The organism is Catenibacterium faecis (assembly GCF_014306455.1).
Taxonomy (GTDB): Bacteria; Bacillota_I; Bacilli_A; order Erysipelotrichales; family Coprobacillaceae; genus Catenibacterium; species Catenibacterium mitsuoka_A.
Map to the genome: position 1 here is coordinate 1 of NZ_JACRWG010000007.1, position 26342 is coordinate 26342.

Annotated in this window: 28 protein-coding genes; 18 read left to right on the top strand and 10 right to left on the bottom strand. The window is 33.4% G+C overall.

What is annotated here, in order from left to right; genetic code table 11:
* The first annotated feature begins 219 nt into the window (after nt 1–219).
* Both H8909_RS03200 and H8909_RS03205 read left to right on the top strand, forming a co-directional pair.
* Nucleotides 220–756: a DUF6560 family protein gene (locus H8909_RS03200; RefSeq protein ID WP_187011807.1), complete on the top strand. Its 537-nt coding sequence runs from the start codon at nt 220–222 to the stop codon at nt 754–756.
* Nucleotides 757–832: 76 nt separating this feature from the next.
* Nucleotides 833–1087 carry a DUF4177 domain-containing protein gene (locus H8909_RS03205; RefSeq protein WP_187011808.1) on the top strand — a complete coding sequence of 85 codons (255 nt, stop codon included), beginning with the start codon at nt 833–835 and terminating at the stop codon, nt 1085–1087.
* 36 nt (nt 1088–1123) lie between these two features.
* Here the strand turns inward: H8909_RS03205 and H8909_RS03210 are convergent, their stop codons facing one another.
* Nucleotides 1124–2527 (bottom strand): DUF1593 domain-containing protein, encoded by a 1404-nt coding sequence (locus H8909_RS03210; protein WP_187011809.1) that lies wholly within the window; start codon nt 2525–2527, stop codon nt 1124–1126.
* 2 nt (nt 2528–2529) lie between these two features.
* Nucleotides 2530–4383, bottom strand: coding sequence for a beta-glucoside-specific PTS transporter subunit IIABC (locus tag H8909_RS03215; RefSeq protein ID WP_187011810.1), 1854 nt, complete (start codon nt 4381–4383; stop codon nt 2530–2532).
* A 138-nt stretch (nt 4384–4521) separates the two neighbouring features.
* Between H8909_RS03215 and H8909_RS03220 the strand changes: the two genes are divergently transcribed.
* Nucleotides 4522–5571 (top strand): AraC family transcriptional regulator, encoded by a 1050-nt coding sequence (locus H8909_RS03220; protein ID WP_187011811.1) that lies wholly within the window; start codon nt 4522–4524, stop codon nt 5569–5571.
* A 17-nt stretch (nt 5572–5588) separates the two neighbouring features.
* On the opposite strand, the gene H8909_RS03225 is transcribed toward H8909_RS03220, so the two are convergent.
* Nucleotides 5589–6836 carry an MFS transporter gene (locus H8909_RS03225; RefSeq protein WP_187011812.1) on the bottom strand — a complete coding sequence of 416 codons (1248 nt, stop codon included), beginning with the start codon at nt 6834–6836 and terminating at the stop codon, nt 5589–5591.
* Nucleotides 6808–7590 carry a zinc dependent phospholipase C family protein gene (locus H8909_RS03230; protein ID WP_187011813.1) on the bottom strand — a complete coding sequence of 261 codons (783 nt, stop codon included), beginning with the start codon at nt 7588–7590 and terminating at the stop codon, nt 6808–6810. Before H8909_RS03230 ends, H8909_RS03225 begins: the two co-directional genes overlap by 29 nt.
* Before the next feature lie 249 nt (nt 7591–7839).
* Between H8909_RS03230 and pckA the strand changes: the two genes are divergently transcribed.
* The 7 genes from pckA to H8909_RS03265 all read left to right on the top strand — a co-directional run bounded on the left by pckA (nt 7840) and on the right by H8909_RS03265 (nt 13378).
* On the top strand, nt 7840–9432 hold the full coding sequence (gene pckA / locus H8909_RS03235; RefSeq protein ID WP_187011814.1) for a phosphoenolpyruvate carboxykinase (ATP): 1593 nt from the start codon (nt 7840–7842) through the stop codon (nt 9430–9432).
* A 32-nt stretch (nt 9433–9464) separates the two neighbouring features.
* Nucleotides 9465–10100, top strand: a complete 636-nt coding sequence (locus H8909_RS03240; RefSeq protein ID WP_187011815.1) for a 3'-5' exonuclease — start codon at nt 9465–9467, stop codon at nt 10098–10100.
* Between the two features lie 16 nt (nt 10101–10116).
* Nucleotides 10117–10266 (top strand): hypothetical protein, encoded by a 150-nt coding sequence (locus H8909_RS03245; RefSeq protein WP_187011816.1) that lies wholly within the window; start codon nt 10117–10119, stop codon nt 10264–10266.
* A gap of 118 nt (nt 10267–10384) precedes the next feature.
* Nucleotides 10385–11677: a Na+/H+ antiporter NhaC family protein gene (locus tag H8909_RS03250; protein WP_187011817.1), complete on the top strand. Its 1293-nt coding sequence runs from the start codon at nt 10385–10387 to the stop codon at nt 11675–11677.
* Nucleotide 11678: 1 nt separating this feature from the next.
* Complete coding sequence (locus tag H8909_RS03255) at nt 11679–12158, top strand: S-ribosylhomocysteine lyase (RefSeq protein WP_006504607.1); 480 nt, start codon at nt 11679–11681, stop codon at nt 12156–12158.
* A gap of 86 nt (nt 12159–12244) precedes the next feature.
* On the top strand, nt 12245–12967 hold the full coding sequence (locus tag H8909_RS03260; protein WP_187011818.1) for a Type 1 glutamine amidotransferase-like domain-containing protein: 723 nt from the start codon (nt 12245–12247) through the stop codon (nt 12965–12967).
* A gap of 198 nt (nt 12968–13165) precedes the next feature.
* Nucleotides 13166–13378, top strand: coding sequence for a hypothetical protein (locus H8909_RS03265; protein WP_226793564.1), 213 nt, complete (start codon nt 13166–13168; stop codon nt 13376–13378).
* 81 nt (nt 13379–13459) lie between these two features.
* Here H8909_RS03265 and H8909_RS03270 read toward each other — a convergent pair whose 3' ends face one another.
* The 3 genes from H8909_RS03270 to H8909_RS03280 all read right to left on the bottom strand — a co-directional run bounded on the left by H8909_RS03270 (nt 13460) and on the right by H8909_RS03280 (nt 17046).
* Nucleotides 13460–15253, bottom strand: coding sequence for an oleate hydratase (locus tag H8909_RS03270; protein ID WP_187011819.1), 1794 nt, complete (start codon nt 15251–15253; stop codon nt 13460–13462).
* Nucleotides 15254–15472: 219 nt separating this feature from the next.
* Complete coding sequence (locus H8909_RS03275; protein WP_187011820.1) at nt 15473–15715, bottom strand: TetR family transcriptional regulator; 243 nt, start codon at nt 15713–15715, stop codon at nt 15473–15475.
* Nucleotides 15712–17046 carry an MATE family efflux transporter gene (locus H8909_RS03280; protein ID WP_187011821.1) on the bottom strand — a complete coding sequence of 445 codons (1335 nt, stop codon included), beginning with the start codon at nt 17044–17046 and terminating at the stop codon, nt 15712–15714. The genes H8909_RS03275 and H8909_RS03280 overlap by 4 nt, the downstream gene beginning before the upstream one ends.
* 394 nt (nt 17047–17440) lie before the next feature.
* Between H8909_RS03280 and H8909_RS03285 the strand changes: the two genes are divergently transcribed.
* Genes H8909_RS03285 through H8909_RS03300 form a run of 4 tightly spaced genes read left to right on the top strand, consistent with a single transcriptional unit; the run spans nt 17441 to nt 20642 of the window.
* The gene (locus tag H8909_RS03285; RefSeq protein WP_187011822.1) at nt 17441–18427 is read left to right on the top strand and encodes a PTS sugar transporter subunit IIB; all 987 of its coding nucleotides are present in this window, start codon (nt 17441–17443) and stop codon (nt 18425–18427) included.
* A 15-nt stretch (nt 18428–18442) separates the two neighbouring features.
* Entirely contained in the window at nt 18443–19258 is an 816-nt protein-coding gene (locus H8909_RS03290) for a PTS mannose/fructose/sorbose transporter subunit IIC (RefSeq protein ID WP_129981475.1), read from the top strand.
* A 20-nt stretch (nt 19259–19278) separates the two neighbouring features.
* Nucleotides 19279–20196: a PTS system mannose/fructose/sorbose family transporter subunit IID gene (locus H8909_RS03295; protein WP_187011823.1), complete on the top strand. Its 918-nt coding sequence runs from the start codon at nt 19279–19281 to the stop codon at nt 20194–20196.
* A gap of 47 nt (nt 20197–20243) precedes the next feature.
* Nucleotides 20244–20642, top strand: coding sequence for a DUF956 family protein (locus tag H8909_RS03300; RefSeq protein ID WP_187011824.1), 399 nt, complete (start codon nt 20244–20246; stop codon nt 20640–20642).
* Here the strand turns inward: H8909_RS03300 and H8909_RS13595 are convergent.
* On the bottom strand, nt 20639–21217 hold the full coding sequence (locus H8909_RS13595; protein ID WP_187011825.1) for a TetR/AcrR family transcriptional regulator: 579 nt from the start codon (nt 21215–21217) through the stop codon (nt 20639–20641). The two genes, H8909_RS03300 and H8909_RS13595, sit on opposite strands and share 4 nt — an antisense overlap.
* A 130-nt stretch (nt 21218–21347) precedes the next feature.
* Here H8909_RS13595 and H8909_RS03310 point away from each other — a divergent pair, with 130 nt between their 5' ends.
* Together H8909_RS03310 and H8909_RS03315 are read left to right on the top strand one after the other, a co-directional pair.
* Nucleotides 21348–21782, top strand: a complete 435-nt coding sequence (locus H8909_RS03310; protein WP_187011826.1) for an HD domain-containing protein — start codon at nt 21348–21350, stop codon at nt 21780–21782.
* A 175-nt stretch (nt 21783–21957) separates the two neighbouring features.
* Nucleotides 21958–23208 (top strand): RNA-guided endonuclease InsQ/TnpB family protein, encoded by a 1251-nt coding sequence (locus H8909_RS03315; protein ID WP_187011827.1) that lies wholly within the window; start codon nt 21958–21960, stop codon nt 23206–23208.
* Nucleotides 23209–23251: 43 nt separating this feature from the next.
* On the opposite strand, the gene H8909_RS03320 is transcribed toward H8909_RS03315, so the two are convergent.
* On the bottom strand, nt 23252–24520 hold the full coding sequence (locus H8909_RS03320; protein WP_187011828.1) for a sensor histidine kinase: 1269 nt from the start codon (nt 24518–24520) through the stop codon (nt 23252–23254).
* Nucleotides 24520–25209, bottom strand: a complete 690-nt coding sequence (locus tag H8909_RS03325; protein WP_187011829.1) for a LytR/AlgR family response regulator transcription factor — start codon at nt 25207–25209, stop codon at nt 24520–24522. The genes H8909_RS03320 and H8909_RS03325 overlap by 1 nt, the downstream gene beginning before the upstream one ends.
* A 137-nt stretch (nt 25210–25346) precedes the next feature.
* Here H8909_RS03325 and H8909_RS03330 point away from each other — a divergent pair, with 137 nt between their 5' ends.
* Nucleotides 25347–26204 (top strand): hypothetical protein, encoded by an 858-nt coding sequence (locus H8909_RS03330; protein ID WP_187011830.1) that lies wholly within the window; start codon nt 25347–25349, stop codon nt 26202–26204.
* Nucleotides 26188–26334 (top strand): hypothetical protein, encoded by a 147-nt coding sequence (locus H8909_RS03335; RefSeq protein ID WP_187011831.1) that lies wholly within the window; start codon nt 26188–26190, stop codon nt 26332–26334. The genes H8909_RS03330 and H8909_RS03335 overlap by 17 nt, the downstream gene beginning before the upstream one ends.
* The last annotated feature ends 8 nt before the right edge of the window (nt 26335–26342 follow it).

Genomic DNA, 26342 nt, shown 5'->3' on the forward strand with positions numbered 1-26342 from the left:
TCTGAATTGAGTTATAATATGTTATGTAGTTAGGTTCATTATTTAAACATTCATTCATAACCTAATTATATCAAAAAATGCGGCACTTCTCATTTATTTGAGATGTGTCGCATTTTTCTGTTTTAGAAAACTGTCATTTATTTCGAGACAGCCTCTTCTTTTGTGTCTTGTAGTATATTAATGGATTCAATATAATTTATATATAAGAGGTGAACAGATATGATAGAAACTATAATTAGATATATAATTATTGCGATTGTGCTAGGTGTAATTGGTGAAGTGATATCTCATTTATCTAGTAAAACGATTGATGAAAACATAAGTACTACACATTATAGAGTCAAAGCACCAGCGGTGTTGAAGTATGCGTGTATGTCACAGTTCATTCTAGGATTGATTATGTTTCTTGTATTTAGTTATTTTTATCTGAAAGGCAATGAAACAGTAGAAATGGGACATCTGTATGTTTCTTCTATCTTTGGGGCTATTGGCTTATATGGTGTGGCCTGGGCATCTATATGGGGTGTAAAAGTAGATGATTCGCAATTAGAGATACATAGAATATTTCATGTTAAGAAGGTATTATCTATCACTGATATTGGACAAGTAATTATTGATAAGAAGGAAGCAATGATCTTGTATGATAAGATGGGTAAGAAATTGATTAAGATAGATGCTTTATCGGATCATTATGATCATTTACTGAATCTATTAAAGTCACAAAATATAGAAATATCAAATAAGCACCTTAAATAAGGCGTTGTCAAAGGCTTACTTAACGTATCTAAGAATCATTTCTACTATAATTGAAATATAGAAGGGAGGTATTCTTATGTGGGATGATGTTGCAGGTAAAGCTTCACATGTTAATAGAGATAAGTATGTTGTATTGCAGGTGGTACTTACTGAAAAGTTTCTAGGTACAGGATCTGGTACAAAGAGTTTGACGAATTTACAGGCTGAAATCAATAAGCAGGCTGAAAAAGGATATAGGTTACACACTATTTCTACTTCATCTTCTGGATCAAAAGGATTCCTTGGAGGAGATAAGATTCAGGCAACAATGGTATTTGAAAGAATAGACTAAAAAATGAGCTGTAACGCATATGTTACAGCTCACTTTTTAATTGATTTTAATAATGATTTGTTTAAATCTAGAAAGTCGATGTTTATAATCGTTTGATGCTTCAACGAGAATATGTAGAATATCACCTGATTCAACATCTTCAGGTATATCAATCTTGATAGAATCATCTAAACTAACAGAAACATTTCCTTTATAACTAGAAGCCTCTTGATAATACTTTGTTTTATAGAGCACATGTTCATCTTTAGTTATATGAAGCTCTACAGTTGTACCTTTATCAGCTTTGATGTCAAGAGATTCCTGGATAGATAGTACTGGCGCTTCTTCTTTATCATCAGTGATACACCAAGAGGCTCTTGCTGCAAGATCTCTTTGAATAGAAGAAACATAATACCACATAGATTCTGTATGTTTATCATTATAGAGGTCTTCTACAGGATTCCAGTAATTTAAAATAATACCCTTAGAATTTTTCTTAGTATTATCTTTTATATATCTTCCAGACAATCCTCCATATGAGAAATCTTCAAGACATCTTAACCCCCATGGCAGTAAACAGAAGAAAGTAGGGGAATCACCTTCAGATAAGAAATCATAAGGAATATGTGTACCCATACCATATTTCTTTCCCCACCAGTCAACAAGAAGGTTCTTGTTTGAACCAAATTGTGATCTATTTTCTTCACCTTCATAATACTTATCATCAGCCCAGGTAGCGTAACCACTCATTAAAGCACCCTTATTAAGAATATGTTTTTTCATGAAATCAGCTCTAAGAGTCTCTTTACTGCTTCCTTCAGGCATATTATTCCAGCCGTATCCATAACTATTCATCATCACACATTTCACAAACTGAATGTTTGGATAAACTTCTGAAATATAGTTCTGATACGTATTATCCTGTTCACCACAGGCAGTTAAAACAACTTTCTTTTCTATTTTTTCTTTGATTGATAACCAGTTTTCATCATCTTTATATTCCTGCTCTATATCATAAAGAGCACGGGCGATTGTATTAGTACCACCCCAAACTTGAATATAAAGTGGTCTAGGATCATCATCTAATATTTTTTCTCTAATTAATTCTGAGCCTGGTGTAGAAGCATCCATTTCTCCTGGATATCCAATATTCCCGATTTTGATAAGACTTCTTAAATGATCAGGAGAAGGGTATTTGGCATCATGAGTCACAAGATGTTTATAGTCTACAGCATAATCATCCATTACGTCCTGCATCCATTTTATGCCAGTCCAGCGATAAGGCTGATCATAATCAGCCTTATCACTTGGTCCAGTCTTTCCTGGTTGTCCTTTCCAATGAAAGATGGATGATGTCTGTACGATACCCTGTATTTCTATATCATTAGCATAAAGTAGAATATGTCTTAATGAGTTCTGATCATCTACTTCAGCATCCTGAGTAATAATTGTTCGTAACATAATTATTTACCAACTTTTACTTCAATGATTTCTTCTTTTGCAGTTTTAGCACCATAAGATGCAGGAACAATTTCTTTATATTCAGTAGTGTTAGTAATAATGACAGGAGTTACATTATCATAACCAGCTTTTTCGATAGCTTCTAGATCAGCTTCAACAAGTAAATCACCAATACTCACTTTTTGCCCTTCTTTGACTAAGACATTAAAACCTTTACCATTCATATTTACAGTATCCATACCAATATGAATAAGTACTTCAGCGCCATTATTAGACTTTAATCCAATTGCATGTCCAGTCTTGGCAGCCATAATGACTTCACCATCAACAGGAGAATAGATATGACCATCGGTTAATTTAAAAGCAACACCTTCACCCATCGCTTTTGAAGAGAAGATAGGATCATTCACATCTTCTAAGGCAATCATCTCACCAGTGGCAGGAGAACTGATTGTTTCATCTTTTAAAGTAGTGTCTTTTTTTGTTTTAACTTTATTTTGTGGAAGCATAGAATCATTAAAACCAAATAAATAAGTACAAATAGCTGAACCAAAATAAGCAATCGCACAAGCAATCACAAAACCTACAAAACCAGGACCGATATAGCCAGGAAGACTTAAAATTGATGTACCAAGTAAAGTAGGACAGCTAGTACCAGCGGCAGCTACAATCATACCGGCAATAGATGAAAATACAGCAGCAATCGCAAATGGTCTCTTATAAGGTAATGTAACACCATAAATAGCTGGCTCTGTAATACCTGCAAGTACTGCAGAGAATGCAGCAGAACCAGATAATTCTTTTAATTTTTTATCTTTAGTTTTTAAGAATACACCTAGTGTAGCACCAGCCTGCGCCATGTTGTTAGGTCCAGTAATAACGAATAATGTATCTCTACCATAAGTGGCGATATTATTCATAACGATAGGTACAAAGCCCCAATGAAGTCCAAAGATAACGGCTGCAGGCCAGATCAAGCCGACAAAACCACCAGCGATAATAGGGTTGAATCCCATAATAGCTGTATAACCTGATGCAAGTAATTTACCAAACTTATCCATAACTGGACCAATCACTAAGAATGTAGCAGGTACCATAATAGATAGTTCTAATAATGGTGTTAAGAATAGCTTACATACTTCTGGTATGATTTTCTTTAATAGCTTTTCTAATTTACTTTGAACATATACAGAAATAATGATTGGCATGACAGAAGAAGCGTAGCTTACAAGAGTGACTGGTATAGTAAGGAATGTCAATTTCGTACCCTCTGAGTATGCGGCAGTCATAGTTGGATAAAGAAGTGACATGGCAATAGACATCGCAATAAATGGATTACATTTAAATTTCTTTGCAGCAGTATAACCTAAGATAATTGGCATAAAATTAAACACACTATCTGCAGCTGCATAAAGAATTTTGTATGTTCCCATATCAGCAGTCAGTATATTCAATGTAGTACATAGAATAAGTAATGCCTTCAACATACCGGCACCACACATAACACCAAGCATTGGTGAGAAGATGCCAGAAATAGTTTCTAATAATGTATTAAGAAGGTTTTTCTTTCCTGTATCTTCAATTTCTTCAGTGTTACCAGTATTAATATTTGTACAGCTAAGTACAGCATCATAGACAGTATCTACTTTATTTCCAATAACAACCTGCACCTGTCCTCCTGCTTTCATTACAGTAATAACACCTTCGGTCTGGTTTAAAACATCCATATTAACTTTGTTTTCATCAATAAGCTTAAATCTTAATCTTGTTGCACAATGTACAAGTGAGATCACATTATTTTCTCCACCAACATTTTCTACAATCTTTTTAGCTAAAGAAGTATAATCCTTTGCCATTTGTATTTTCCTCCAAAATTGATATTTGTTAAGTTAACTTACATGCATATCATAATCTTCTGTGAAAGCGATTAAAATATCATAAACACACTTGCAGACTGTCAAAATCAGATGTTATAGTTGAAATAGGTGATAATGATGAAAATAGAAGAATTAAGAAGTAGGATTACTCCTCTAACTAAAAAAGAACAATATTATAAAAGTCACCCGAATCATTCAGGTGACTATATTGAAAAGTATTTTAATGAAGATGATGAAAATCTCATTCAATTCACAATTGATAGGAATAAAAACACAAAAGGAAAACATACTTTATTTTATGATGGGCAGATAATTACAGATGAAATTCTTTCATTTCCTATTTATTGTTCAAAACAGACAAGATATTCATTTGTGCCACTACATACAAGAAGCTATGTAGAAATGAAATATGTCTATTCTGGACATTGTTATGCAATTGTTAATGATAAAGAAGTGATACTTCATGCAGGAGATATGATTCTTTTAGATGTTAATTCAAAGCATACAGTCTTAATGCCTGCAGAAAATGATATTATCTTTAATTTTCAAATGGATCGTTCTTATTTTAGTGACTCATTTATTAGCAAATTTTCTTCAGTCAACCCGATTGTGACTTTCCTGACAAATATTATAGATCAAAAAGCACAGCATAATGATTATATTATTTTTAATAATAGAGAAGATGATCATGATTATGTAGTGCACCTTATAGAAATGATTTTATGTGAGTATTTAGATCCTTCTTTGTTTGCAATTTCTATTCTTGATTCTTATTTTTCTCTTCTGTTTATAAAAATGGCTCAAAGATATCAGATGAATATGGAACAACAATTTAAAGAAAATAATAAGAGCTATATGACAGAAATCATTCAATACATAGAACAACATTATCAAGATTGTACTCTTATGGAAACGGCTGAGAAGTATGGCTATAATCCGGATTATCTTTCACGCGCTATTCAAAAAGCAACAGGATATACCTTTAAGAAGTTAGTAAACTATTATCGTATGGAAGCAGTAGGAAAGGAACTTATCAGTACTAATAAACCTATTTATCTTATTGCACAGGAGAATGGTTTTTCTAATTTAAACTACTTCTATAAGAAATTTAATGTTTATTTTGGTGGTTTTCCTGCAGACTATAGAAAACAATTCCAGGCAAAATAAAAAGAGGCGAATGCCTCTTATAATTTTGCGGCTTTCTGGAAGAAGTAGAATCCAATCACAAACATTACTGAAATTATTGCTACGCCATAGTTCATATGTCCTGTAAGCTGTGAAATGAGCCCTACAAGAGTTGTACCCATGAAGGAAGCCCCCTTGCCACAGATATCAAATAAACCAAAGTATTCACCTGATTTATTAGGTGGAATAATCTTCGCAAAATAAGAACGAGATAATGCCTGAATAGCTCCCTGGAACATACCTACAAAAATAGCTAAGATCCAGAATTCCCATTGTTTATCTAACTGAATCGCAAATAAGGCAATACCAGTATAGGCAATAATACATACTTTAATAAGTTTATCTGTTGGGTATTTCTTAGATAAACGTCCAAAGATGAGCGCAAATGGGAAAGCAACAATCTGAGTTACTAATAAGGCAATTAATAATCCATTTGTATTAAGTCCAAGGGCACTGCCATAGGCAGTGGCCATTTCAATGATTGTATAAACACCATCGATATAGAAGAAGAAAGAAATCAAATAGAAGAATACTTTCTTGTCTTCGTTTAAAGTAGAAAGAGTATGTCCTAAACGTTTAAAACTATCACGAATAGGATGTTCCTGTTTCTCTACGAAATTTACCTGTTTATAGTTCTTTAAGAGTGGTAATGTCATGCCCAGCCACCATAATGCATTGATTAAGAAGGCGATTGTCATAGCACCGTTAAATGGAATACCCATCTTTTCATAGAATAAGACGAACACTAAGCTGACTACAAAAGGCACACAGCTTCCAATATAACCCCATGCATATCCTTGAGATGAAACATAGTCCATACGCTTGTCATCTGTAATATCTAGAAGCATGGAATCATAGAAAATCAGACTTGCATTATAACCAATCTTCGCAATAACGAATACACCTAAGAATATAATCCAAGACTTAGGAACTGAAAAACAAGCTAAGCCCATTACACCTATGATCATACTAATAGTAAAGATTGGTTTCTTGTACCCCTTTGTATCCACAATAGAACCAAGCACTGGTCCAATAATAGCGACAATAAGAGTTGTGAAAGAAGATGCATAACCCCAATAAGCTAAATAGTTGACTTCACTGATCTTTGCGAGAGATGCAAGATAGTTAAAGTAAATCGGGATGATAGTAGCAACAAGTAGGATAAAGGCACTATTACCGACATCATACAAGATCCAGTATTTTTCTAGTTTAGTTAGTTTATTCATAGTTTCTATTAAACCTTTCATTTAAGTAATCATCATCAAGATGGTCAACATACTCATTAATGAGTGATACAGCTAAAGGTACTGCTTCATCCTTCATTTCTATTAAATGATTGATATCATTGGCAGCATGTTCATCTTTTTCATAGTTAATAAGTAATCCTTTATATTCTTCATACATACCACCTAACTTCATTACACTTAAGACAAAGTTTCTCTTTAATTTAGTAGGAGCAACAAGCCACTTTAAGATAAATAGTAGATCATGTAATGCTTTATCTACTTCTTCAGCCTTTAAATCAAAGAAAGGTGCAATGCCCAACGCAATTGCATAATCAGGATGAATATGAGTTGTTAAATTGGCAGTTAAAGGATCTTTTCCAACTCTTACAAGTAATTCTCTATCTAATTCAGATTCTAGTAAGCTATGAGTCATAGATAAAGTATTCTCTAATACACCAATTTCAGGATGTAAAGAACTATCTAATGTAAAGTGAGTAATAAATCCAATAGTATAAGCGAGTGTTGCATCTGTGGCATCCTGTTTAATTAGTTCTTTTGCATGTTTAAAGAAAGAATTGGCAGGAAGCTGATGCATTCCAAATCCTAATGATTTAACTGGATTCTTTTTATAGACGTCATAATAAAAAAGAATATCTGGACCATGAATCCCAATATGATATAAATCAATATAGGGCATAATCCTCTTCTTGATGCTTTCATCAAGCTGATCTAAAACCTGTTCACCAAAAACATAATGTGTATAACCTGCTGGCATAAAAAAACCTCCTAGAACCTATTATAAGCAAACATTTCTTAACATATATCAATTTTAGATTACAATTGTGTTAAGATTGTGTATCTTTATTATACAGTAAACATTCTATTTTGTTGAAAATTTCAATCATTTCAAAAAAATAAATACAAAATTTATGCAAAAGACAATAACTGTTAGGAAATAGAGTATGTTAAAATATTAATTTTATGCTATAATGTTTTATACAGACAAAATGAAAGGGGTTACTTTATGGAAAAGACACTCGAATATGCAGGAATTAAAAACTATACAGGAAAAGCACATTATAATTTATGTCCTGCTAAATTAGTAGAATGCGCTTTAAAGCGTAAAGAAGGATTATTAACTGACCAGGGTGCGTTAGTTGTAAAAACAGGAAAATATACTGGTCGTTCACCACATGATAAATTTATTGTAGATACACCAGAGGTACATGAACAGATTGCCTGGGGTGATGTCAATGTAGCCATGAGTGTAGAACACTACAATGCATTAAAAGAAAAAGTACTTGAATATATGAGTGACAAGGAATTATTCGTATTTAAAGGCTTTGCTGGAGCTGATAAGAAATATCGTCGTAAATTCACTGTCATCAATGAACTTGCATGTCAGAACCTATTTATTCATCAATTATTGATTAGGCCTACAAAAGAAGAATTAGATAATTTTGGTCTGACTGATTATACAATTCTCGTTGCACCAGGGTTCCATTGCATTTCTGAAGTGGATCATACTAACTCAGAAGCAGCTATCATCATTAACTTTACAGAACGTACTGTTATTATTGTAGGTTCACAATATTCAGGAGAAATCAAGAAATCAGTATTCACAATCATGAACTACTGCATGCCTTTACAGGAAAACATTCTCCCTATGCATTGTTCAGCAAACATGGATCCTCGTTCTGGAGAAACAGCTATCTTCTTTGGATTATCTGGTACAGGTAAAACAACACTTTCTACAGACCCTAATAGAATGTTGATTGGTGATGATGAACATGGATGGAGTGAAGAAGGTATCTTTAACTTTGAAGGTGGATGTTATGCAAAGACAATTAACTTATCTCCTACAGGAGAACCTGATATCTATCGTGCCATCCGTTTTGGCTCAGAACTAGAAAATGTAGTTGTAGATGCAAAAACTAGACAGCCGGATTATGATGATGGTACACTTACAGAAAATACACGTGTCGGTTATCCTATTGAATATATTCAAAATGCCCAGATTCCAGGAGTAGGTGGAGTGCCTAAAGTTGTTATTTTCTTAACTGCAGATGCCTTTGGTGTATTACCACCAATCTCTAGACTTGATCATGATGCTGCAATGTATCAATTCGTTACTGGATTTACATCTAAAGTTGCAGGTACAGAAAGAGGCATCAGCGAACCACAGCCTACATTCTCTACATTATTTGGAGAACCATTCATGCCTCTAGATCCAGGTATCTATGCACAGCTACTTGGGTCACGTCTAGAAGCTTATGGTACTAAGGTTTATTTAGTGAACACTGGATGGAATGGTGGACCTTATGGTATTGGATCACGTATGAAATTATCATATACACGTGCTATGGTCACTGCAGCAGTCAATGGATCATTAGATAATGTCATCTATTATTATGATTCACGCTTTAATCTTCATGTCCCACAATCATGTCCTGGAGTCCCAGAATATGTATTAAACCCTAAGGATACATGGGCTAATAAGGAAGCATATGAAGATATGGCTAATGAACTTGCTATGATGTTTGAAGCAAACTTTAATACTAAGTATCCACATATGCCAGAAAATATTAGAAAAGCAGGACCACATCCTAAGAAATAAAAGCCACTTTATGTGGCTTTTTTGGAGGTTTTATGAGAGAAATAGGTAAGAGTAGAATAGAATATCCAGATACTTATATCGTGGTAGATATAGAAGCAACAGGATTAAATCCTGAAACAGAAAGACTTATAGAAGTTGCAGCTATTAAGTATGTCAACCATAAAGAAGTGGCACGCTTTAGTGAACTCATTAACCCTTTAAGAGATCAATTACCTGTAGACTTACTAGATAAGGATAAGACTATCTATATAAGTGATTTTATTGAGAATCTCACTGGCATTTCTAATCATATGTTACATGGTGCAAGAGGAGAAAAAGATGTTCTTAGAGAGTATATTAAGTTTATAGGGAATGATGTGATCATTGGTCATAATGTCCGCTTTGATATTCGTTTCATCTATGATGCACTTCTAAGAGATTATGGAGTCCTCTTTCAAAATGATTATATCGATACATTGAAGATTGCAAGAAAACTATTGCATGAAGATTTGAAACGCTATAGACTTAAGGATCTTGCAGATCATTATCATATTGATTATTCTCATGCACATCGTGCAGTGAATGATTGTGAAATCACGCATGATGTATATGAAATGATGATGGAAGATATCTTTGATAACTTTGGGACAATAGAGAATTATCGTAAGAAAAGAAAGAATAAGAAATAGAAAGGATGATCATAAGATGTTTGTTGAAGAAGATGAATTAGAAAGAAATAAACAACTATTAGACTTGCGTACAAGTGTATTGGAAGCTGAAGAAGAAAGATTAAAAGGAAAACCTACAATGAGTATTTCTGAAGCTAGAAAGGCACTTGATAAGAGAAGGGATTAAATTATCCTTTGCAGTATCGTATAGGAAAAAGAAAAAGATATTAAAAATAATTGTCATAATCATAAAAATATAATATAATTCTTCTCACATATATAAATAAGGGGGGGGAGAAATATATATGAACAAAACAAAAGGACACTTTATTGGTCTTGTCCCGTTGATCATCTTTCTAGTACTTTATATGGGTGTAGGGCTATTTTCAGGAAGCTTTGATAATATGCCACTTATGGTGGGTATATTAATCGCAACAGCGGTTGCTTTATCGCTCAATAAACCTAGCGAAAGACTATCTTTAAATGAAAATATTGAAATCTTCTGTCATGGCGCAGGAGAAAGTACTTTAGTACTTATGGTATTGATCTTTATTCTTGCGGGTGCCTTCTATGGTGTCGCAAGTGGTATGCATGCTGTAGATTCAGTTGTTAATTTGGGGTTATCTATATTGCCAAGTAATATGATCTTACCAGGTTTATTCCTTATTGGATGCTTACTAAGCTTTTCAATGGGAACTTCTATGGGTACAGTCACTGCATTAATGCCTATCGCTATTAATATTGCGTCTAAAACAGGTATCAATGTCGCATTTGTCAGTGGTATTGTCGTAGGTGGGGCTATGTTTGGTGATAACTTGTCTTTTATCTCAGATACTACAATAGCCGCTACGAGAACGCAGGAAGTACAGATGAAAGATAAATTCAAGACAAATATCATTATGGTTTTACCTGCAGTTATTGTGAATCTTGTATTATTGCTTGTTCAGAATCCATCTATTTCACAAAGTGCAGCGAATCATTCATACTCATTAGTGAATCTGATTCCATATGTACTTGTTATTGTATTATCACTAGTCGGTATGAATGTCTTACCTGTTATGACCATTGGTGTGATTTCAGGTATTATTATTGGTGTGATTCATGGAGATTTCACTCTGCTTAAATCTTTGACTGTTATCCATGATGGTATGAAGAGTATGCAGGATATGGCATTAATTGCCTTATTTGTAGGTGGACTTGTAGGACTTATGCATCATCTAGGTGGTATTGATTACTTACTAGATAAGCTTACAAGCAAAGCGCATTCTAAAAAAGGCGCAGAATTATCTATTGCCGCATTAGTCAGTTTCTTGGATATTGCGACTACCAATAATACAGTATCGATCATTACAGCAGGTCCTATCGCAAAAGATATTGCAGATGAATATGGTGTATCTAGAAAAAGAGTCGCCTCTATTCTAGATGTCTTCTCATCAGCGTTTAATGGTCTATTACCTTACGCAGGACAATTACTTGTCGCTGCAGGACTTGCAAAAGTCTCACCAACTGATATTATGGTATATAATTGGTATTCAATGCTGATGATAGTATCAGGATTGGTATTTATACTAATTGGAGATAGAAAGGAAAAGAACTAACATGAACAAAATCGCAAGCTTTACAGTGAATCATTTAACTTTATTACCAGGTATTTATGTATCTAGAAAAGATAAGGTAGGAGAAGAAGTCATTACTACTTTTGATATTCGTATGACAGCACCTAACAGAGAACCTGTTATTAATACAGCTGAAATCCATACAATGGAACATTTAGGTGCTACTTTCTTAAGAAACCATAAGGAATGGGCTGAAAAAGTGATTTACTTTGGTCCTATGGGATGTCGTACAGGATTCTATATGATTCTTGCAGGAGATCTAGAATCTAAGGATGTTGTAGGATTAGTGACTGAAATGTTTACTTTCATGGCTGAATTTGAAGGTGATGTTCCAGGTGCTGCAGCAAGAGATTGTGGTAACTATCTTGATATGAACTTACCTCTTACTAAGATTGTTGCGAAAAGATTCTTAGATAATACTCTTAAGAATATTACAGAAGAACATTTAGTATATCCAGACTAAGACTTCCCTGGAAGTCTTTTTACCTGTACGTACATATATTGATTAATTACTTACTTGTATGTATACTAATAAAGAGAGGTATCATTATGCATTTATTTCTAACAAGCTCAAACTTAACATTAAATGGTCAATATATTAATGAAGAGAATGGTTTCCGTTCTCTTCTTTTTGATGTTCTTCCACATCATATTCGTTGTCTTTATATAGCATCTGATCCAATTGATACGATTCATAATGATGAATGGGGAAATTATCAAAAGAAAGCCTTGATGAATAGTCATTTCTTAGTAGATATATTTACTATCCTGGATGATCGAAACAAAGAGAAGACAGAAGAACTAGTGAAAGAATCAGATCTTATCATACTTGGAGGAGGGCATGTTCCTACCCAAAACAAGTTCTTTAGAGAAATCCACTTAAAGAAGTATTTAAAGGAGTATGAAGGTGTGATAGTAGGTGTCAGTGCCGGTTCTATGAACTGTGCTAAGACTGTATACGCCATGCCTGAACTTCCAGGAGAATATCTTGATAAGAAGTATCAAAGATATCTTCCGGGATTAGAACTCACCCAAACAATGATCATTCCGCACTATAATGAAATACATGATGATTGTTTGGATGGTGTTCATATATTCAAAGATATAGCTTATCCTGATAGTGCCAAAAGAACATTTATAGTATTAGTGGATGGTAGCTTTATACATATTCATGAAGGAAAAGAAGTCATTTATGGGTTATCTTATAAAATAGAAAAAGGAAAACAATCACTTATACAAGAAAAAGATTGTATGTTCACATTGGATTCATAAAGAGGGGTTATATTATAAATGTATTAAGAAACTCCCTTAAAAAATATCTTAATACACAAGAGCAAAAGAAAATTGTTTTTAACTCTCCCCTTAAAACATAATTGTATACAAGAAGGACGTTTCAATGCGAAACGTCTTTTTTGTATATATTTGCGATTGAATGTATATAATATAAGTGATGAAAATATCAAAAGGGGGGTGTTTTATATTACTGCAATGTCCACTCATCTATATGCAAGAATTGAATCTAAAGTAAAGTCTTCTAAGAGAATAGTTGATATGAGTGTATTATCAGAAGAAGAGTTGAATGAAGAATTAGAAAAAGGATATGCTGATGTACAGGCTGGACGTACAAAAAACGCAAAAACAGCTTTCGACAATATTCGTAAGGATTATCAGTTGAACACATAAAAAACAGTAAACAGTCTTTCATTTTCCGATTGACTGTTTTCTTTTTGTAGAAAAAAACAAGCTGGATAACCAGCTTGCTCGTTATTCTATTAATCCTGTATCTCTTAATAAGAGTTCTAGATCTGTACCTTCTACATTCTTTAATACAGTCTTTAAAAGCATCTTTTCCTTGAAGTTTAATGGTAACTCATTAATCTTCTTTTTATCTACTGCATAATAAGCTGCTCGTAATAATTCTCTGATATCATATTGAGAACCCCATACTTCAGGTACACCACGATCTACATTCAGTAATGTATAAACACTTTCCATACCTGTACGCATAGAATACTCAGTAGTAAAGATAGTATCTCTTGGTGTTTCTGCGAACTGTCCAATAAATGCAAAGTTCACTGCACCTTCTGGTACAACTTTAGGACGGTCTACATTCTTTCTAGGCTGGAAGAAGGCATTGATATAAGGCATAAAGCATGTTGTTGTATTACATGCATTTTCTGAATAGTCTTTGATCTTGCTTTCATCCATACCAATATGGTAAAGCCATTCCTGACAGATTTCTTCACCTGTACAATCTCTCATAGCTTTCTTGATATAGTTACCTTCTGTATCAGTATGAAGAGCATAGAGCCATACAAGTACTGTATCTTTATTCTGAGATCTAAACTGTGGCTGACGGTTAATAGTCCATGATAAGAACCAATTATTAACGCTATCCTTAACAGTCACAATACCACCAGTAGTCACTTTACCAGCACGAGGATCACGTTTACAAATATTCATAATATGTTGAATAATATCTTCATTAGATGTTTCTACAGTGGCACTCATCCAGTTAGTCGCTTCTGTATCACTGCAGAATACATCAGGATGTCCATATTCGTCATGTTTAGCCTGTTTCGCAATATTTTTCCACAAATCCCATGATTCACCTTGACCATTCACAATACCAGATAAATCAGGTGCATGTGTCTGATCACCATAACATGATGTATCAGTACAACATCCATTAGTAATAAAGACTAAATCATCTGCAGTTAAAGGAATAGACTGTTCTTTATTATCTTTTACATAAATGAGTTCTTTAGCTGTTTTCTTACCATCTACATCCTCAATAATGACATTCTTGACATTCATACCAAACTGAACATCTACATCATGTTTCTTTAAATATTCAATTAAAGGTAAAATCATACTTTCGTACTGATTATACTTAGTAAATCTTAAAGCACTAAAGTCTGGTAAACCATCAATATGGTGTACATAACGGCATAAATAACGCTTCATTTCTAATGCGCTAGACCATTTCTGAAATGCAAACATAGTCTGCCAATACAACCAGAAATTAGTTTCCCAGAATGATTCAGGTAATACATCTGAAATCTTCTTATCTTCAAGATTTGCTTCAGGTGTAATAAAGAGCTGAGACAATGCCATGGCACTATCTTTATCTAGTTTAAATAGTTTATCAGTATGCGCATCTTCACCCTTATTGACTGTTGCACGACATAAAGAGTAGTTAGGGTCATGCTTATTAAGCCAATAGTATTCATCTAATACAGATACGTTAGGTGTTTCAATAGAAGGTACATCACGGAATACATCCCACATGATTTCAAAGTGGTTATCCATTTCACGCCCTCCACGCATATAGAAGCCTTTGTGAACATCTTTATAACCATCACAGCTTCCTCCTGCAAGCTCTAGCTTTTCTAATAAATGAATATGATTGCCAGGCATCTGTCCATCTCTTACGAGATAGAAGGCAGCAGTTAAACCTGCTAAACCTGTACCAATAATATAAGCTGATTTCTTTTCAACACCCTCTGGTTTTTCTGGGTGTGCAAATGCTTCATAAGTTCCTGATGAATAATACATAATTCATACCTCCTTGATATGACTCTAGTATAAATCAAGTATTAAAATTTTTATTTAGACAAACAAAAAGCCATGATAAATATCTTATCATGACCAATCAAGTGTAAAAATTTTAATCAAACTATTAGTTTTGATGAATTTCAAATCTTTTAAGTGCTCGATGAATACAACCATCCATAATTTCATTCATTTTATTAGACAATAACTCAGGAATTTCTTTCATCTTAAGAGAAGACGGATAAATCTTTCAGGGTAGATATTTGTATCTAATAGTAATTTATGTATTTTATCTAAGATAATCCATGAAAGAAGATGATGCATATCAGTAAAGTGATAATAGAATGTCATACGGTTAATACCACATTCTTTTGTGAGATCACCAATCGTAATCTTATTGAAAGGTTTTCTTAAGAGTAATACTTTTAAAGAATCTTCTAATGCATGTTTTGTAATTTCACTCATAAGTTAAATGAATCTTTCTTTTTCTTCTTATATATAAGTAGAGAAATAACTGCAGTAAATACTTCTGTAATCCAGAAAGCATGCCATACACCAGTTGGTCCAAGTAGTGAAGAAAGAATATAAGCACATGGAAGAATAATGACAACATATCGACATAAAGAGATAATGAGTGATGGAATACCCATACCTAGTCCTTCGAGTACACCTCCTGAAGTAAGTGAGAGTGAAGAGAAGACAAAAGAAATACTGATAATACGTAAGGCAGTCACACCGGCATCAAGTGTTTCTTTATTCTTAGTAAAGAGTCCCATGATTTCTTTAGGGAATACAAAACAAAGAAGTGTTCCAGCAATCATAATAATTAAACTTAAACCAAGAGTGAGCTTATAGATCTTATTAATACGATCATATTCTTTAGCCCCATAGTTATATCCAACAAGTGGTCTAATACCTTGGATGATTCCATTAGATGGCATAAAGACAAATGTCTGAAGCTTATAATAGATACCTAGTACTACGACATAGATAGCTGAATAAGAAATAAGAATCGCATTTAATACAGAAATAAGAACAGAAGGTAAGGCAATATTAAGAGTGGCAGGAATACCAATGCCATATAACTTTTTATAATATTGAGTACTTTCTAAAGCTTCCTTATGAATACGTAGTGGTAAATCTACCTTATAATAATATAGATATAGAATAAAAGGAACTGTCTGACCAATACCAGTCGCAATTGCAGCTCCCGCAATACCCATTGCAGGAATAGGACCTAAACCAAATATTAAAATAGGATCAAGAATAATATTTGTGACACATCCTATAATCATAATCTTCATAGTGAGAGCCATACGTCCTAAAGACTGATAGATCTTTTCAAAGGCAATACCTACCTGAATCACAAAAGAGAATGAGAAGGCAATACGTCCATATAATATCCCATCCTTTAATACAACAGGATCATTTGTAAAGAACTTTAAGAAGTTAGGAATAAACACAACACAGACAACCATTAAAATTAGACCATGGATTGCTGAAAGTAATAATCCCTGTGCCATAGAATTTTCAGCTTTCTTATGATCCTCTGTACCTAGATAGAACGCAATCACAGCATTCATGCCCACACCAAACCCTACGGCAATCGCAGTAATAAGGTTCTGAATAGGGAATACTAGAGATAAAGCATTCATCGCATTCTCACTAATACGCGCTACAAAGAAGCTGTCTACGATATTGTAGAGAGAATTAACAAGCATGGATAACACCATTGGTAAGCTCATCGATAATACTAAAGGGAGTATAGGTTTTGTTTTCATATAATCTTGATTCATAATTTTCCTCCTAAACATACAAAAAGCCACACAACGTAAAAAAACGCTGTGTGGCGAAAATAAGATTTCTCTGACAAAAATCCACAACCAAAAGGTTTTGTACATAGACACTATCATATATGGGATATGATGTCAACTTTTTTATGCATACGGTATATATAATACAAAAGTATGGTATTTATAATTCCTAAATCGGGATTATTGCAATGAAAAATGATAGTGATATAATGGGGGCATAGTAAATAGGAGATATATTTCGAGGAGTAACTGTATTTATCTAGAATTATAAGTTGATAGGGATTAGATGAATATATAAGTTATATGTATGAATGTCCATATACATATTGAGTATATCTTCGCTACTTACTTACAATTATGAAAGGTAGGAGATAAAATGGTAGGAATTATCCTTGCGAGTCATGGTAAATTCGCAGAAGGCATTTTCCAGTCAGGATCTATGATCTTTGGTGATCAGGCTAACGTTAAAGCCTGCACATTAATGCCTAGCGAAGGACCAGATGATATTCGCAGAAAAATGGAAGAAGCGATTGCTGGTTTTGAAAATCAGGATGAAGTATTATTCCTTGTAGACCTTTGGGGTGGAACACCATTCAATCAGGCAAGTGCTTTACTTAATGGACATGAAGATAAGTGGGCAATTGTCACTGGTTTAAATTTACCAATGTTGATTGAAACTTATGCATCTCGTATGTCTATGGAAACAGCTCATGAAATCGCTACACATGTCACTGAAGTGGCAAGAGATGGTGTTAAACCAAAACCTGAAACACTAGAACCTAAGAAGGAAGAAAAGGCAGCAGCTGCTGCACCAGCACCTCAGGGCGCTATTCCTGAAGGAACAGTTATTGGTGATGGTCACATCAAGTATGTATTAGCAAGAATTGACTCACGTTTATTACATGGTCAGGTTGCGACTGCATGGACTAAGACAACTCAGCCAAACCGTATCATCGTTGTATCTGATGGTGTGGCTCATGATGATCTTAGAAAAGAAATGATTATTCAGGCAGCACCTCCAGGTGTTAAAGCTCACGTAGTACCAATCGATAAGATGATCCAGGTTGCTAAGGATCCACGTTTTGGTAACACAAAAGCATTAGTATTATTTGAAAACCCACAGGATGCACTTCGTGCAATCGAAGGTGGCGTTGACATCAAGACATTGAACTTAGGTTCTATGGCTCATTCACAGGGTAAAGTCGTTTGTACTAAAGCCGTATCAATGAGTCAGGATGATGTAGATACTATTGAAAAGATTATGGCTAAGGGTGTTAAGTTTGATGTACGTAAAGTACCAAATGATTCACCTGATAACATCAATGCAATCCTTAACAAAGCTAAAGAAGGATTGTCTAAATAAGGGAGGAAATAATTTATGTCAGCAATTTCAATTGTGCTGATTGCGATTGTTGCTTTACTTGCAGGTATGGAAGGTATTCTTGATGAATTCCAGTTCCATCAGCCTCTAGTAGCATGTACGTTAATCGGCTTAGTTACTGGACACTTAAAGGAAGGTATCATCCTTGGTGGTTCATTACAGATGATTGCCCTTGGTTGGGCAAACGTTGGTGCTGCTGTTGCACCAGATGCTGCTCTTGCATCAGTTGCTTCAGCAATCATCATGGTATTAGGTTTACAGGGTGGTAGTACAAACGTTACTAACGCTATCAATACTTCTATCGCTGTTGCAGTACCATTATCAGTTGCAGGTTTATTCTTAACAATGATCTGTCGTACTCTTGCAATCCCTATGGTTCACTTCATGGATGGAGCTGCAGAAAAAGGCGACTACAAGGCTATTGAAAGATGGCAGGTTGCTGCAATCTTAATGCAGGGTCTTCGTATTATGATCCCAGCAGTTATCCTTTGCTTCGTTCCAGCTAAGGTTGTAACAGGTGCATTAAATTCTATGCCAGCTTGGTTATCTGGTGGTATGGCTGTTGGCGGTGGTATGGTTGCCGCTGTAGGTTATGCAATGGTTATCAACATGATGGCTACAAAAGAAACTTGGCCATTCTTCGCTCTTGGTTTCGTTTTAGCAGCTATCTCAGAACTTACATTAATCGCATTAGGTGTTATTGGTGTTGTTCTTGCTTTAATCTATCTTGGATTAAAAGACAATGCTGGTAAAGGTAATGGTGGCACTGGAGGATCTGGAGATCCACTTGGTGACATCTTAAACGACTATTAATCTGAAGGAGGACGAACATTATGGCAGATAAGATTACACTATCTAAAAAAGATAGAATGGACGTATGCTGGCGTCATCAGTTCCTTCAGGGTTCTTGGAACTATGAACGTATGCAGAATGGTGGTTGGTGTTATTCAATTATCCCAGCTATCAAGAAATTATATAAGACTGAAGAAGATAGAGCCGCTGCATTAAAGCGTCATCTAGAATTCTATAATACACATCCTTATGTATCAGCTCCAGTTATGGGTGTTACATTAGCACTTGAAGAAGAACGTGCAAATGGTATGCCTGTAGATGACCAGACTGTACAGGGTGTTAAAGTTGGTATGATGGGACCTCTTGCTGGTGTTGGTGACCCAGTATTCTGGTTTACAGTAAGACCAATCTTAGGTGCATTAGGTGCTTCACTTGCATTATCAGGAAGCATTGTTGGACCATTATTATTCTTCGTAGTATGGAACATTGTACGTATCGCATTCTTATGGTATACACAGGAATTCGGTTATAAAGTAGGTACTTCTATTGCTAAGGATATGTCAGGAGGACTTCTTGGTAAAGTTACTGAAGGTGCTTCTATCCTTGGTATGTTCATCATCGGTGCATTAGTACAGAGATGGGTATCAATCAGCTTTACTCCAGTAGTATCTCAGGTTACTCAGTCTAAAGGTGCTTATATCGAATGGGATAAGTTACCAAAGGGTGCTGCAGGTATCAAAGAAGCATTAACTCAGTATAACTCACTTGGTGCTAATGGATTAAATCAGGTTAAGGTTACTACTTTACAGCAGAACTTAGACCAGTTAGTCCCTGGCTTAGCAGCATTATTACTTACATTATTATGCTGTTACTTATTAAAGAAAAAGGTATCTCCAATCGTTATCATCATCGCATTATTCGTTGTTGGTATCGTTGCAAGAGTTATCGGTATTATGTAATGACTAGAGGCAGTTTCACTGCCTCTTAATTTTAAGGAGGAAATAAAATGGCACAATCACAAAATACAAAAGTTGATTTTTCAATTAAAGCAACTTCACTCAATGGTTTAACTAACTATGGGGATGTCATGGTAGGGGATAAGGCCTTTGAGTTTTATAACGAAAAGAACAAAGAAGACTTTATTCAGATTCCATGGGAAGAAATTGATTATATCAGTGCTTCTGTATATTTTAGTAAGAAAATTGCACGTTTCGCAATTTTCACTAAAAACAATGGACATTTTACTTTCTCTACACGTGATAATGTGAAAACATTACAGGTGGTTGGAAATCATTTTCCAAAAGAAAAAATGTATCGTTCCCCTACGTTCTTTACCATTATTAAACGAGGATTAAGATACATTTTTGACTCCAATTATCGACATAAAGTAAATGGTCAGGCTTAATTGCCTGGCCAATTTTTTTGTATTCCATTAAGAATAAAGTCTGTTAGAAGACTAGATAATTCTTCTATAGAATAATCATAACTGTTTGTAAACCAATTCATATATACAGATATAATACCAGGAACACACAAATCAACTGCTACTTTAAATCTTTTTTGATCTAGTGTTTCTGTTTCTTCAATACGCTGTTGTACATATTTTTTAAGAATATCTACAATTTTTACAATAAGAAAAGAACGGTTATTTGTTTTAAAAAGTAAACCATAGAATTCTAAATCATGATTTACTGTTTCTGTAAACTTTATGAAGATTTCGGTTAAGAAATCAGCCATATTAGTAAACTCGATTGTACCGATATTTTTAATAAAGGCTGCGACTACTAGATTTTGTATTTCTTCCATAACACCATTGACATCTGAATAGTAGTTATAAAATGTCTTACGATTAATATTGGCTCTTTTCGCAATATCTGTAATTGTGATTTGATTTATATCTTTTTCATTTAACAGCTCTACAAAAGCTTTAAATATTGCATGCTTTGTTTTGATAACTCGTTTATCTGTTTTTTTCTCCACTATTATTACCCACTTTCTATACAATATGTATCTTTAGCAACATTTCTATTATGTTCTGACCATATATTGTTTCATTTATTTATATTATAATACAGGCAGATTGTAGGTTTCAACAAGAGGGGATATATAAATGACATATATTATTCAAAAAAAATTACGTTATTTAGAAACTGCTGGTCGCTTAAATGAAACTAAGAATTATATTCAACATGGTTCTATTACTGTCTATGCACATTGTGTTAATGTAGCGCGTATGAGTGTCAGAATAGCTAAATGGCTCCCAATACAGGTTAACATGGATGCTTTAGTCATTGGTGCATTACTTCATGATTATTTCTTATATGACTGGCATGATGGAAAAGGAAGACATTTCCATGGCTTTACTCACCCAGAATGTGCTAAAAGAAATGCAGAAATGGATTACACACTCTCACCACGAGTTAAAAATATTATAGCCAGACACATGTTTCCTTTAACTCCTGTTCCTCCTACATGCACTGAAGCATGGATAGTATGCATTGCAGATAAAATCTGTGCCATAGAAGAGACGTTGTTTAATAGATAAGCTAGAGTTTCTAGCTTTTTATAGGAGATGAGCGTAAAACCCATTACCTTTAGGTGATGGGATATAAGCGACAAGAAATTATATATTTTGCTGAAATGATGATATTACATTAGTATATGCGATATAATAGGTACATGGAGAACATCTCTCTAAATCTTTAGAAAGGAGAAACGCTATGTATCTTACAGTAAAGCAACAAGTAAAACATCTTTCAAAAGAAGATTACAAAAATATTAAGCATCTTTGCCATATAGCAAAGAATCTCACTAATCAAGCAATCTATAATGTAAGACAGTATTACTTTAACGAGGGCGACTACCTTAATTATGAAAAGAACTATGCTCTATTAAAAACGTCTAACAATTACAAGATGCTGAATTCAAATATGGCTCAACAGATACTTAAAGAGGTTAATGGCAGTTTCAAATCATTCTTTGGACTACTTAAACTTGCTAAAAAAGGCAAGTATTCTTTTAAGGATTGTCGTTTGCCAAACTATCTTCCAAAAGATGGATATACTACGCTTGTCATAGGTTTTGTAAGACTTAATGGTAATAAACTGATTTTACCATATTCAAATGCTTACAAGAAAACACATAAATGTGTAGAGATTACCATCCCACCCATATTACTTGATAAGAAAGTTAAAGAAATCCGTATCATACCGAAAGCAAACGCTAGGTTCTTTGAAATTCAATATATCTATGAAGCTAAATGTATTCAAAGAAACTTAAATATAAATAATGCACTGGCAATTGACCTTGGTATTAATAATCTTGTAACAGCGGTATCAAGTAATGGCAAGACATTCATCATTGATGGTAAGCGACTTAAATCCATAAATCAGTGGTACAATAAGCAAAATGCACATTTACAGTCTGTAAAAGATAAACAAAATATTAGGAAAAGACCTACCAATAAGCAAAAAGCCAATACTCGCAGCAGGAATAATAAGATTAATGATTATATGAACAAGACTGCTCGCACAATCATAGATTATTGCATCAATAATGACATTGGAATACTTGTAGTTGGCTATAATGAAACTTTCCAGAAGAACAGTAATATTGGTAAAGCCAATAATCAGACATTTGTAAATATACCTTATGGACAACTTCGTTTTAAGTTAGAGTACCTTTGTGAGATTAATGGCATTGTCTTTGTAAAGCAGGAAGAAAGCTATACTTCAAAAGCATCATTTTGGGATAAGGATGATATTCCTATTTACAATAACGATAACCCGCAAAGCTATACATTTAGTGGAAAGCGAATACATAGAGGTATGTATCAATGTTTAAATGGTAAATGTCTTAATGCTGATGTAAATGGTGCATTAAATATCTTGCGTAAAAGTAATGTTGTGTCCCTTGTGGGGCTATACAGTAGAGGCGAGGTGGACACGCCTGTAAGAATAAGGATTGCCTAGCAATAGGTGGAAACTTAAATATCAAACTTCTTAAAAAGAGCCGTTAGGCTCTCTGAAGCCCATTACCTTTAGGTGATGGGTAGTTCACTTTGATTTGAACACTAAAATAACGATATGAGTAATCATAACTGATCACTCCATGATACTTATTGACTATATTCATAATAGAACGCATTCCAAACCCATGACCATAATCTTCTTTAGTTGTATTGAAGTTTGGGTTATCAATAAGTGGATTATTGATGCTTGTATTCTTAATATCTATAACGAAATCATTACTCTCTTTATAAATATCAAGAATAATCTTCTTAATAGACTTTGATGTACAATTCTCAATCGCATTATCTAATAGATTACCTATTAATACATAGAAATCTACTTTATCCATAGGGATATCATCATTAAATTGACTGGCAATAAATTCAATATTATTATCTTTAATCTTAGATAATTGAGAAGCTAATATAAGATTTAAAGATGCATTACCCGTATTCACTGTTTGTGTTTCGTTGATTCTATGTAATTGGTTATTAATATGATTATGAAGTGATTCATAATCTTTTTTTTCACAATCATCCAGTAATGACAACAACATATGATTCATATCGTGTTTAATCTTTCTGATTTCGTTCATATGAGAAATGATATTTTCATAATTCTTCTTATTGAATTTCAGTTCTTCATTGTTTAATTTTACTAGATAATTCTCTTTTTCTATACTTAGTATTCTATTAACCATCTGGTAGATCAACATCACAAGAATGGTAATCAATAAAATTTCTATAGAACTTTCAAGGGGAAGAGAACCTTTTTTGAAAATAGTAATAAGATAAGACAAATAGATAAGTGTTAATACAGAATGGATACCAAGATAGAAGGCGGTATATTCTCTGATACGTTTCATATAATTTTTGAATAAATGTCCTGTAAGAATTAAGAATACACATAAAAGGATATCTGACCCTGAGATTGTATCATGAATAGGTAAGACTAAATCATATATAAAAATATTGATACCCCATGCTACAATCACATAGGTAAGAACCTTAAGAAAGATAAAATAGAGAGAGATAAATAGACATTCTAGAAGACTGTCCTGCTTAAAAATCATTAAGCATAAACCTAATATACATATACTTATAAGTCCATTATGTATGAACATAGAAGAAATAATAGAAACAGACGATAACAATATAACTGAACCAGTAAACTTGATTAGATTCTCTTTAATGCTGATAGAATAGACATAATAGAAGAATGACAACAACATCAAAGATAATGCGATGAAACTTATATTATTTGTTTCTAACATCAATGATGTACCTCCTTCATATACTCTAATACAAGCTTTTTCTTTCTTCTACTTATTGGTATCTGGTAATGCTCACTTATATATAATGTTGTACCTTCTAGCTTAGTCACCTTTTTCATATTTGCGAGATAAGAACGTCCAACTCTTTTAAAATGATTAGAATTAATTGTCTTTTCTACATCACCTAACTGCATATTGACAGTAATAGAAGATGTATCAAAATGTATCTCTGTTTGATGATTGAAGCTTTCACAATAAAGAATAGACTCTTTTCTTAATATATAGGCATTTCCATTGATATAGAATGTCACACTTGGATGTAAATGAGATAAATGATAGTTGATTTCTTCTAATACATCAGGCATTTCTATATCTAGATTCTCTTTTCTAATAAAGTCAAAAGGATGTATATTACATGCTTTATAAACCAGTTCATTATGACTGGTAATAAAGATAATTAACGTATTTTGATGTCTTTTTTTATACTCTTTCGCAAGTTCTAATCCTGAAACATGAGGCATATCGATATCAAGAAATAAGACATCAAAATATATATCTATAGGAAACTGTAAAGCATTCATATATGTATTAATCTCTATATCTGTAGATGAGAAGAAATCACTTATATGATGACAAACATGTTTTAAGTCATTTTCTTCATCATCTACAATCGCAATTTTGTATACCATAGCTATCATCCCCTTATCATTGACGCTTTTAAATAGACCATTAACGATCACACAATTGAATACATATTATGTATTATCTAAAATGAAATAAACAAAAGAACTATTAAATATATTCTAACATATTATGGAGACTAATTATGAAACAATTCTTCTACTTATTTAAATCCAAAAAGAAACTTCTCTTATTTTCTATTTATTTCATTGTAGTTGTTACAGGAATATTTATCAGTTATAAAGGGGCTTTTAGTTCTATTCCTAAAAAAGAAATGATACTCATGAAATCAAAGGATCCTGAAATGGGTTTAGATTTCTTCTATTACTTACAGGATTCAGGACTTACACTTATATTATATGTCCTCACTACTCTCATTGTACCTAATATCATTAGTGCTGATCTCTTACTGTATGAGCATAATAAATTCAATCATTTTCTGATAACACGTATGTCTTCTTCTCTTTATCATAAAAAAGAAAGACGATTCAATTTCCTTGCGTCATTCATTCTTATTCTTATGACTCATCTACTTACAATACTAATCATTCATCTTTTCTTCTTTAAGATATCTTTTTCTATTAATCCAATCTATATGAATGCGACAAGACAGACTAATCTATTATCTAGTTCATTATTTCTTAATCTTATTATCTATATGGTTCTTTCATCAATTGGTTATGCAATCTTTTCTCATTTCTTGTTCTCATTACAGTACTTTATAAAGAATGTTTACCTCTATAGAACGCTTGGATTACTTGTATCTCTTATTCTTTATATTGGGGCATCAGTTTTATCTCATACATTCTATAATACATCAGGAAGTTTGCTTGCTACATTGGCTTATTTCCTTAATATCATAAATATTCTTACTCCAAGCATTATTAAAAGTCCTGTTCTCAACAATAATCCTCATCTTTTCTATATTGGTACAGCATTACTCTATTATCTCTTGTCATCTATTCTTTTTGGAATGAGGGATTATCATGACTCCACTACTTAAGCTTATTAAGAAACAGGACACTATTTCACTTATTATTTTGATTCTTCTTATTCCTGTAGTCACAAGATTAAGTAAAAGAGTAAACTTCATCTATATTCTTCTTACAAGTAACTATATCACCTTGATTTAGAATATTAC

Coding starts and splice junctions, on each gene's coding strand:
- H8909_RS03245 (WP_187011816.1), top strand. CDS start 10,117: ATGTTTGTTGAAGAAGATGAATTAGAAAGAAATAAACAACTATTAGAC.
- H8909_RS03220 (WP_187011811.1), top strand. CDS start 4,522: ATGAAAATAGAAGAATTAAGAAGTAGGATTACTCCTCTAACTAAAAAA.
- H8909_RS03320 (WP_187011828.1), bottom strand. CDS start 24,520: ATGTTAGAAACAAATAATATAAGTTTCATCGCATTATCTTTGATGTTG.
- H8909_RS03230 (WP_187011813.1), bottom strand. CDS start 7,590: ATGCCAGCAGGTTATACACATTATGTTTTTGGTGAACAGGTTTTAGAT.
- H8909_RS03210 (WP_187011809.1), bottom strand. CDS start 2,527: ATGTTACGAACAATTATTACTCAGGATGCTGAAGTAGATGATCAGAAC.
- H8909_RS03225 (WP_187011812.1), bottom strand. CDS start 6,836: ATGAAAGGTTTAATAGAAACTATGAATAAACTAACTAAACTAGAAAAA.
- H8909_RS03330 (WP_187011830.1), top strand. CDS start 25,347: ATGAAACAATTCTTCTACTTATTTAAATCCAAAAAGAAACTTCTCTTA.
- H8909_RS03260 (WP_187011818.1), top strand. CDS start 12,245: ATGCATTTATTTCTAACAAGCTCAAACTTAACATTAAATGGTCAATAT.
- H8909_RS03275 (WP_187011820.1), bottom strand. CDS start 15,715: ATGAGTGAAATTACAAAACATGCATTAGAAGATTCTTTAAAAGTATTA.
- H8909_RS03240 (WP_187011815.1), top strand. CDS start 9,465: ATGAGAGAAATAGGTAAGAGTAGAATAGAATATCCAGATACTTATATC.
- H8909_RS03300 (WP_187011824.1), top strand. CDS start 20,244: ATGGCACAATCACAAAATACAAAAGTTGATTTTTCAATTAAAGCAACT.
- H8909_RS03280 (WP_187011821.1), bottom strand. CDS start 17,046: ATGAATCAAGATTATATGAAAACAAAACCTATACTCCCTTTAGTATTA.
- H8909_RS03200 (WP_187011807.1), top strand. CDS start 220: ATGATAGAAACTATAATTAGATATATAATTATTGCGATTGTGCTAGGT.
- H8909_RS03255 (WP_006504607.1), top strand. CDS start 11,679: ATGAACAAAATCGCAAGCTTTACAGTGAATCATTTAACTTTATTACCA.
- H8909_RS03270 (WP_187011819.1), bottom strand. CDS start 15,253: ATGTATTATTCATCAGGAACTTATGAAGCATTTGCACACCCAGAAAAA.
- H8909_RS03295 (WP_187011823.1), top strand. CDS start 19,279: ATGGCAGATAAGATTACACTATCTAAAAAAGATAGAATGGACGTATGC.
- H8909_RS03205 (WP_187011808.1), top strand. CDS start 833: ATGTGGGATGATGTTGCAGGTAAAGCTTCACATGTTAATAGAGATAAG.
- H8909_RS03315 (WP_187011827.1), top strand. CDS start 21,958: ATGTATCTTACAGTAAAGCAACAAGTAAAACATCTTTCAAAAGAAGAT.
- H8909_RS03285 (WP_187011822.1), top strand. CDS start 17,441: ATGGTAGGAATTATCCTTGCGAGTCATGGTAAATTCGCAGAAGGCATT.
- H8909_RS03325 (WP_187011829.1), bottom strand. CDS start 25,209: ATGGTATACAAAATTGCGATTGTAGATGATGAAGAAAATGACTTAAAA.
- H8909_RS03215 (WP_187011810.1), bottom strand. CDS start 4,383: ATGGCAAAGGATTATACTTCTTTAGCTAAAAAGATTGTAGAAAATGTT.
- H8909_RS03250 (WP_187011817.1), top strand. CDS start 10,385: ATGAACAAAACAAAAGGACACTTTATTGGTCTTGTCCCGTTGATCATC.
- H8909_RS03290 (WP_129981475.1), top strand. CDS start 18,443: ATGTCAGCAATTTCAATTGTGCTGATTGCGATTGTTGCTTTACTTGCA.
- pckA (WP_187011814.1), top strand. CDS start 7,840: ATGGAAAAGACACTCGAATATGCAGGAATTAAAAACTATACAGGAAAA.
- H8909_RS03335 (WP_187011831.1), top strand. CDS start 26,188: ATGACTCCACTACTTAAGCTTATTAAGAAACAGGACACTATTTCACTT.
- H8909_RS03310 (WP_187011826.1), top strand. CDS start 21,348: ATGACATATATTATTCAAAAAAAATTACGTTATTTAGAAACTGCTGGT.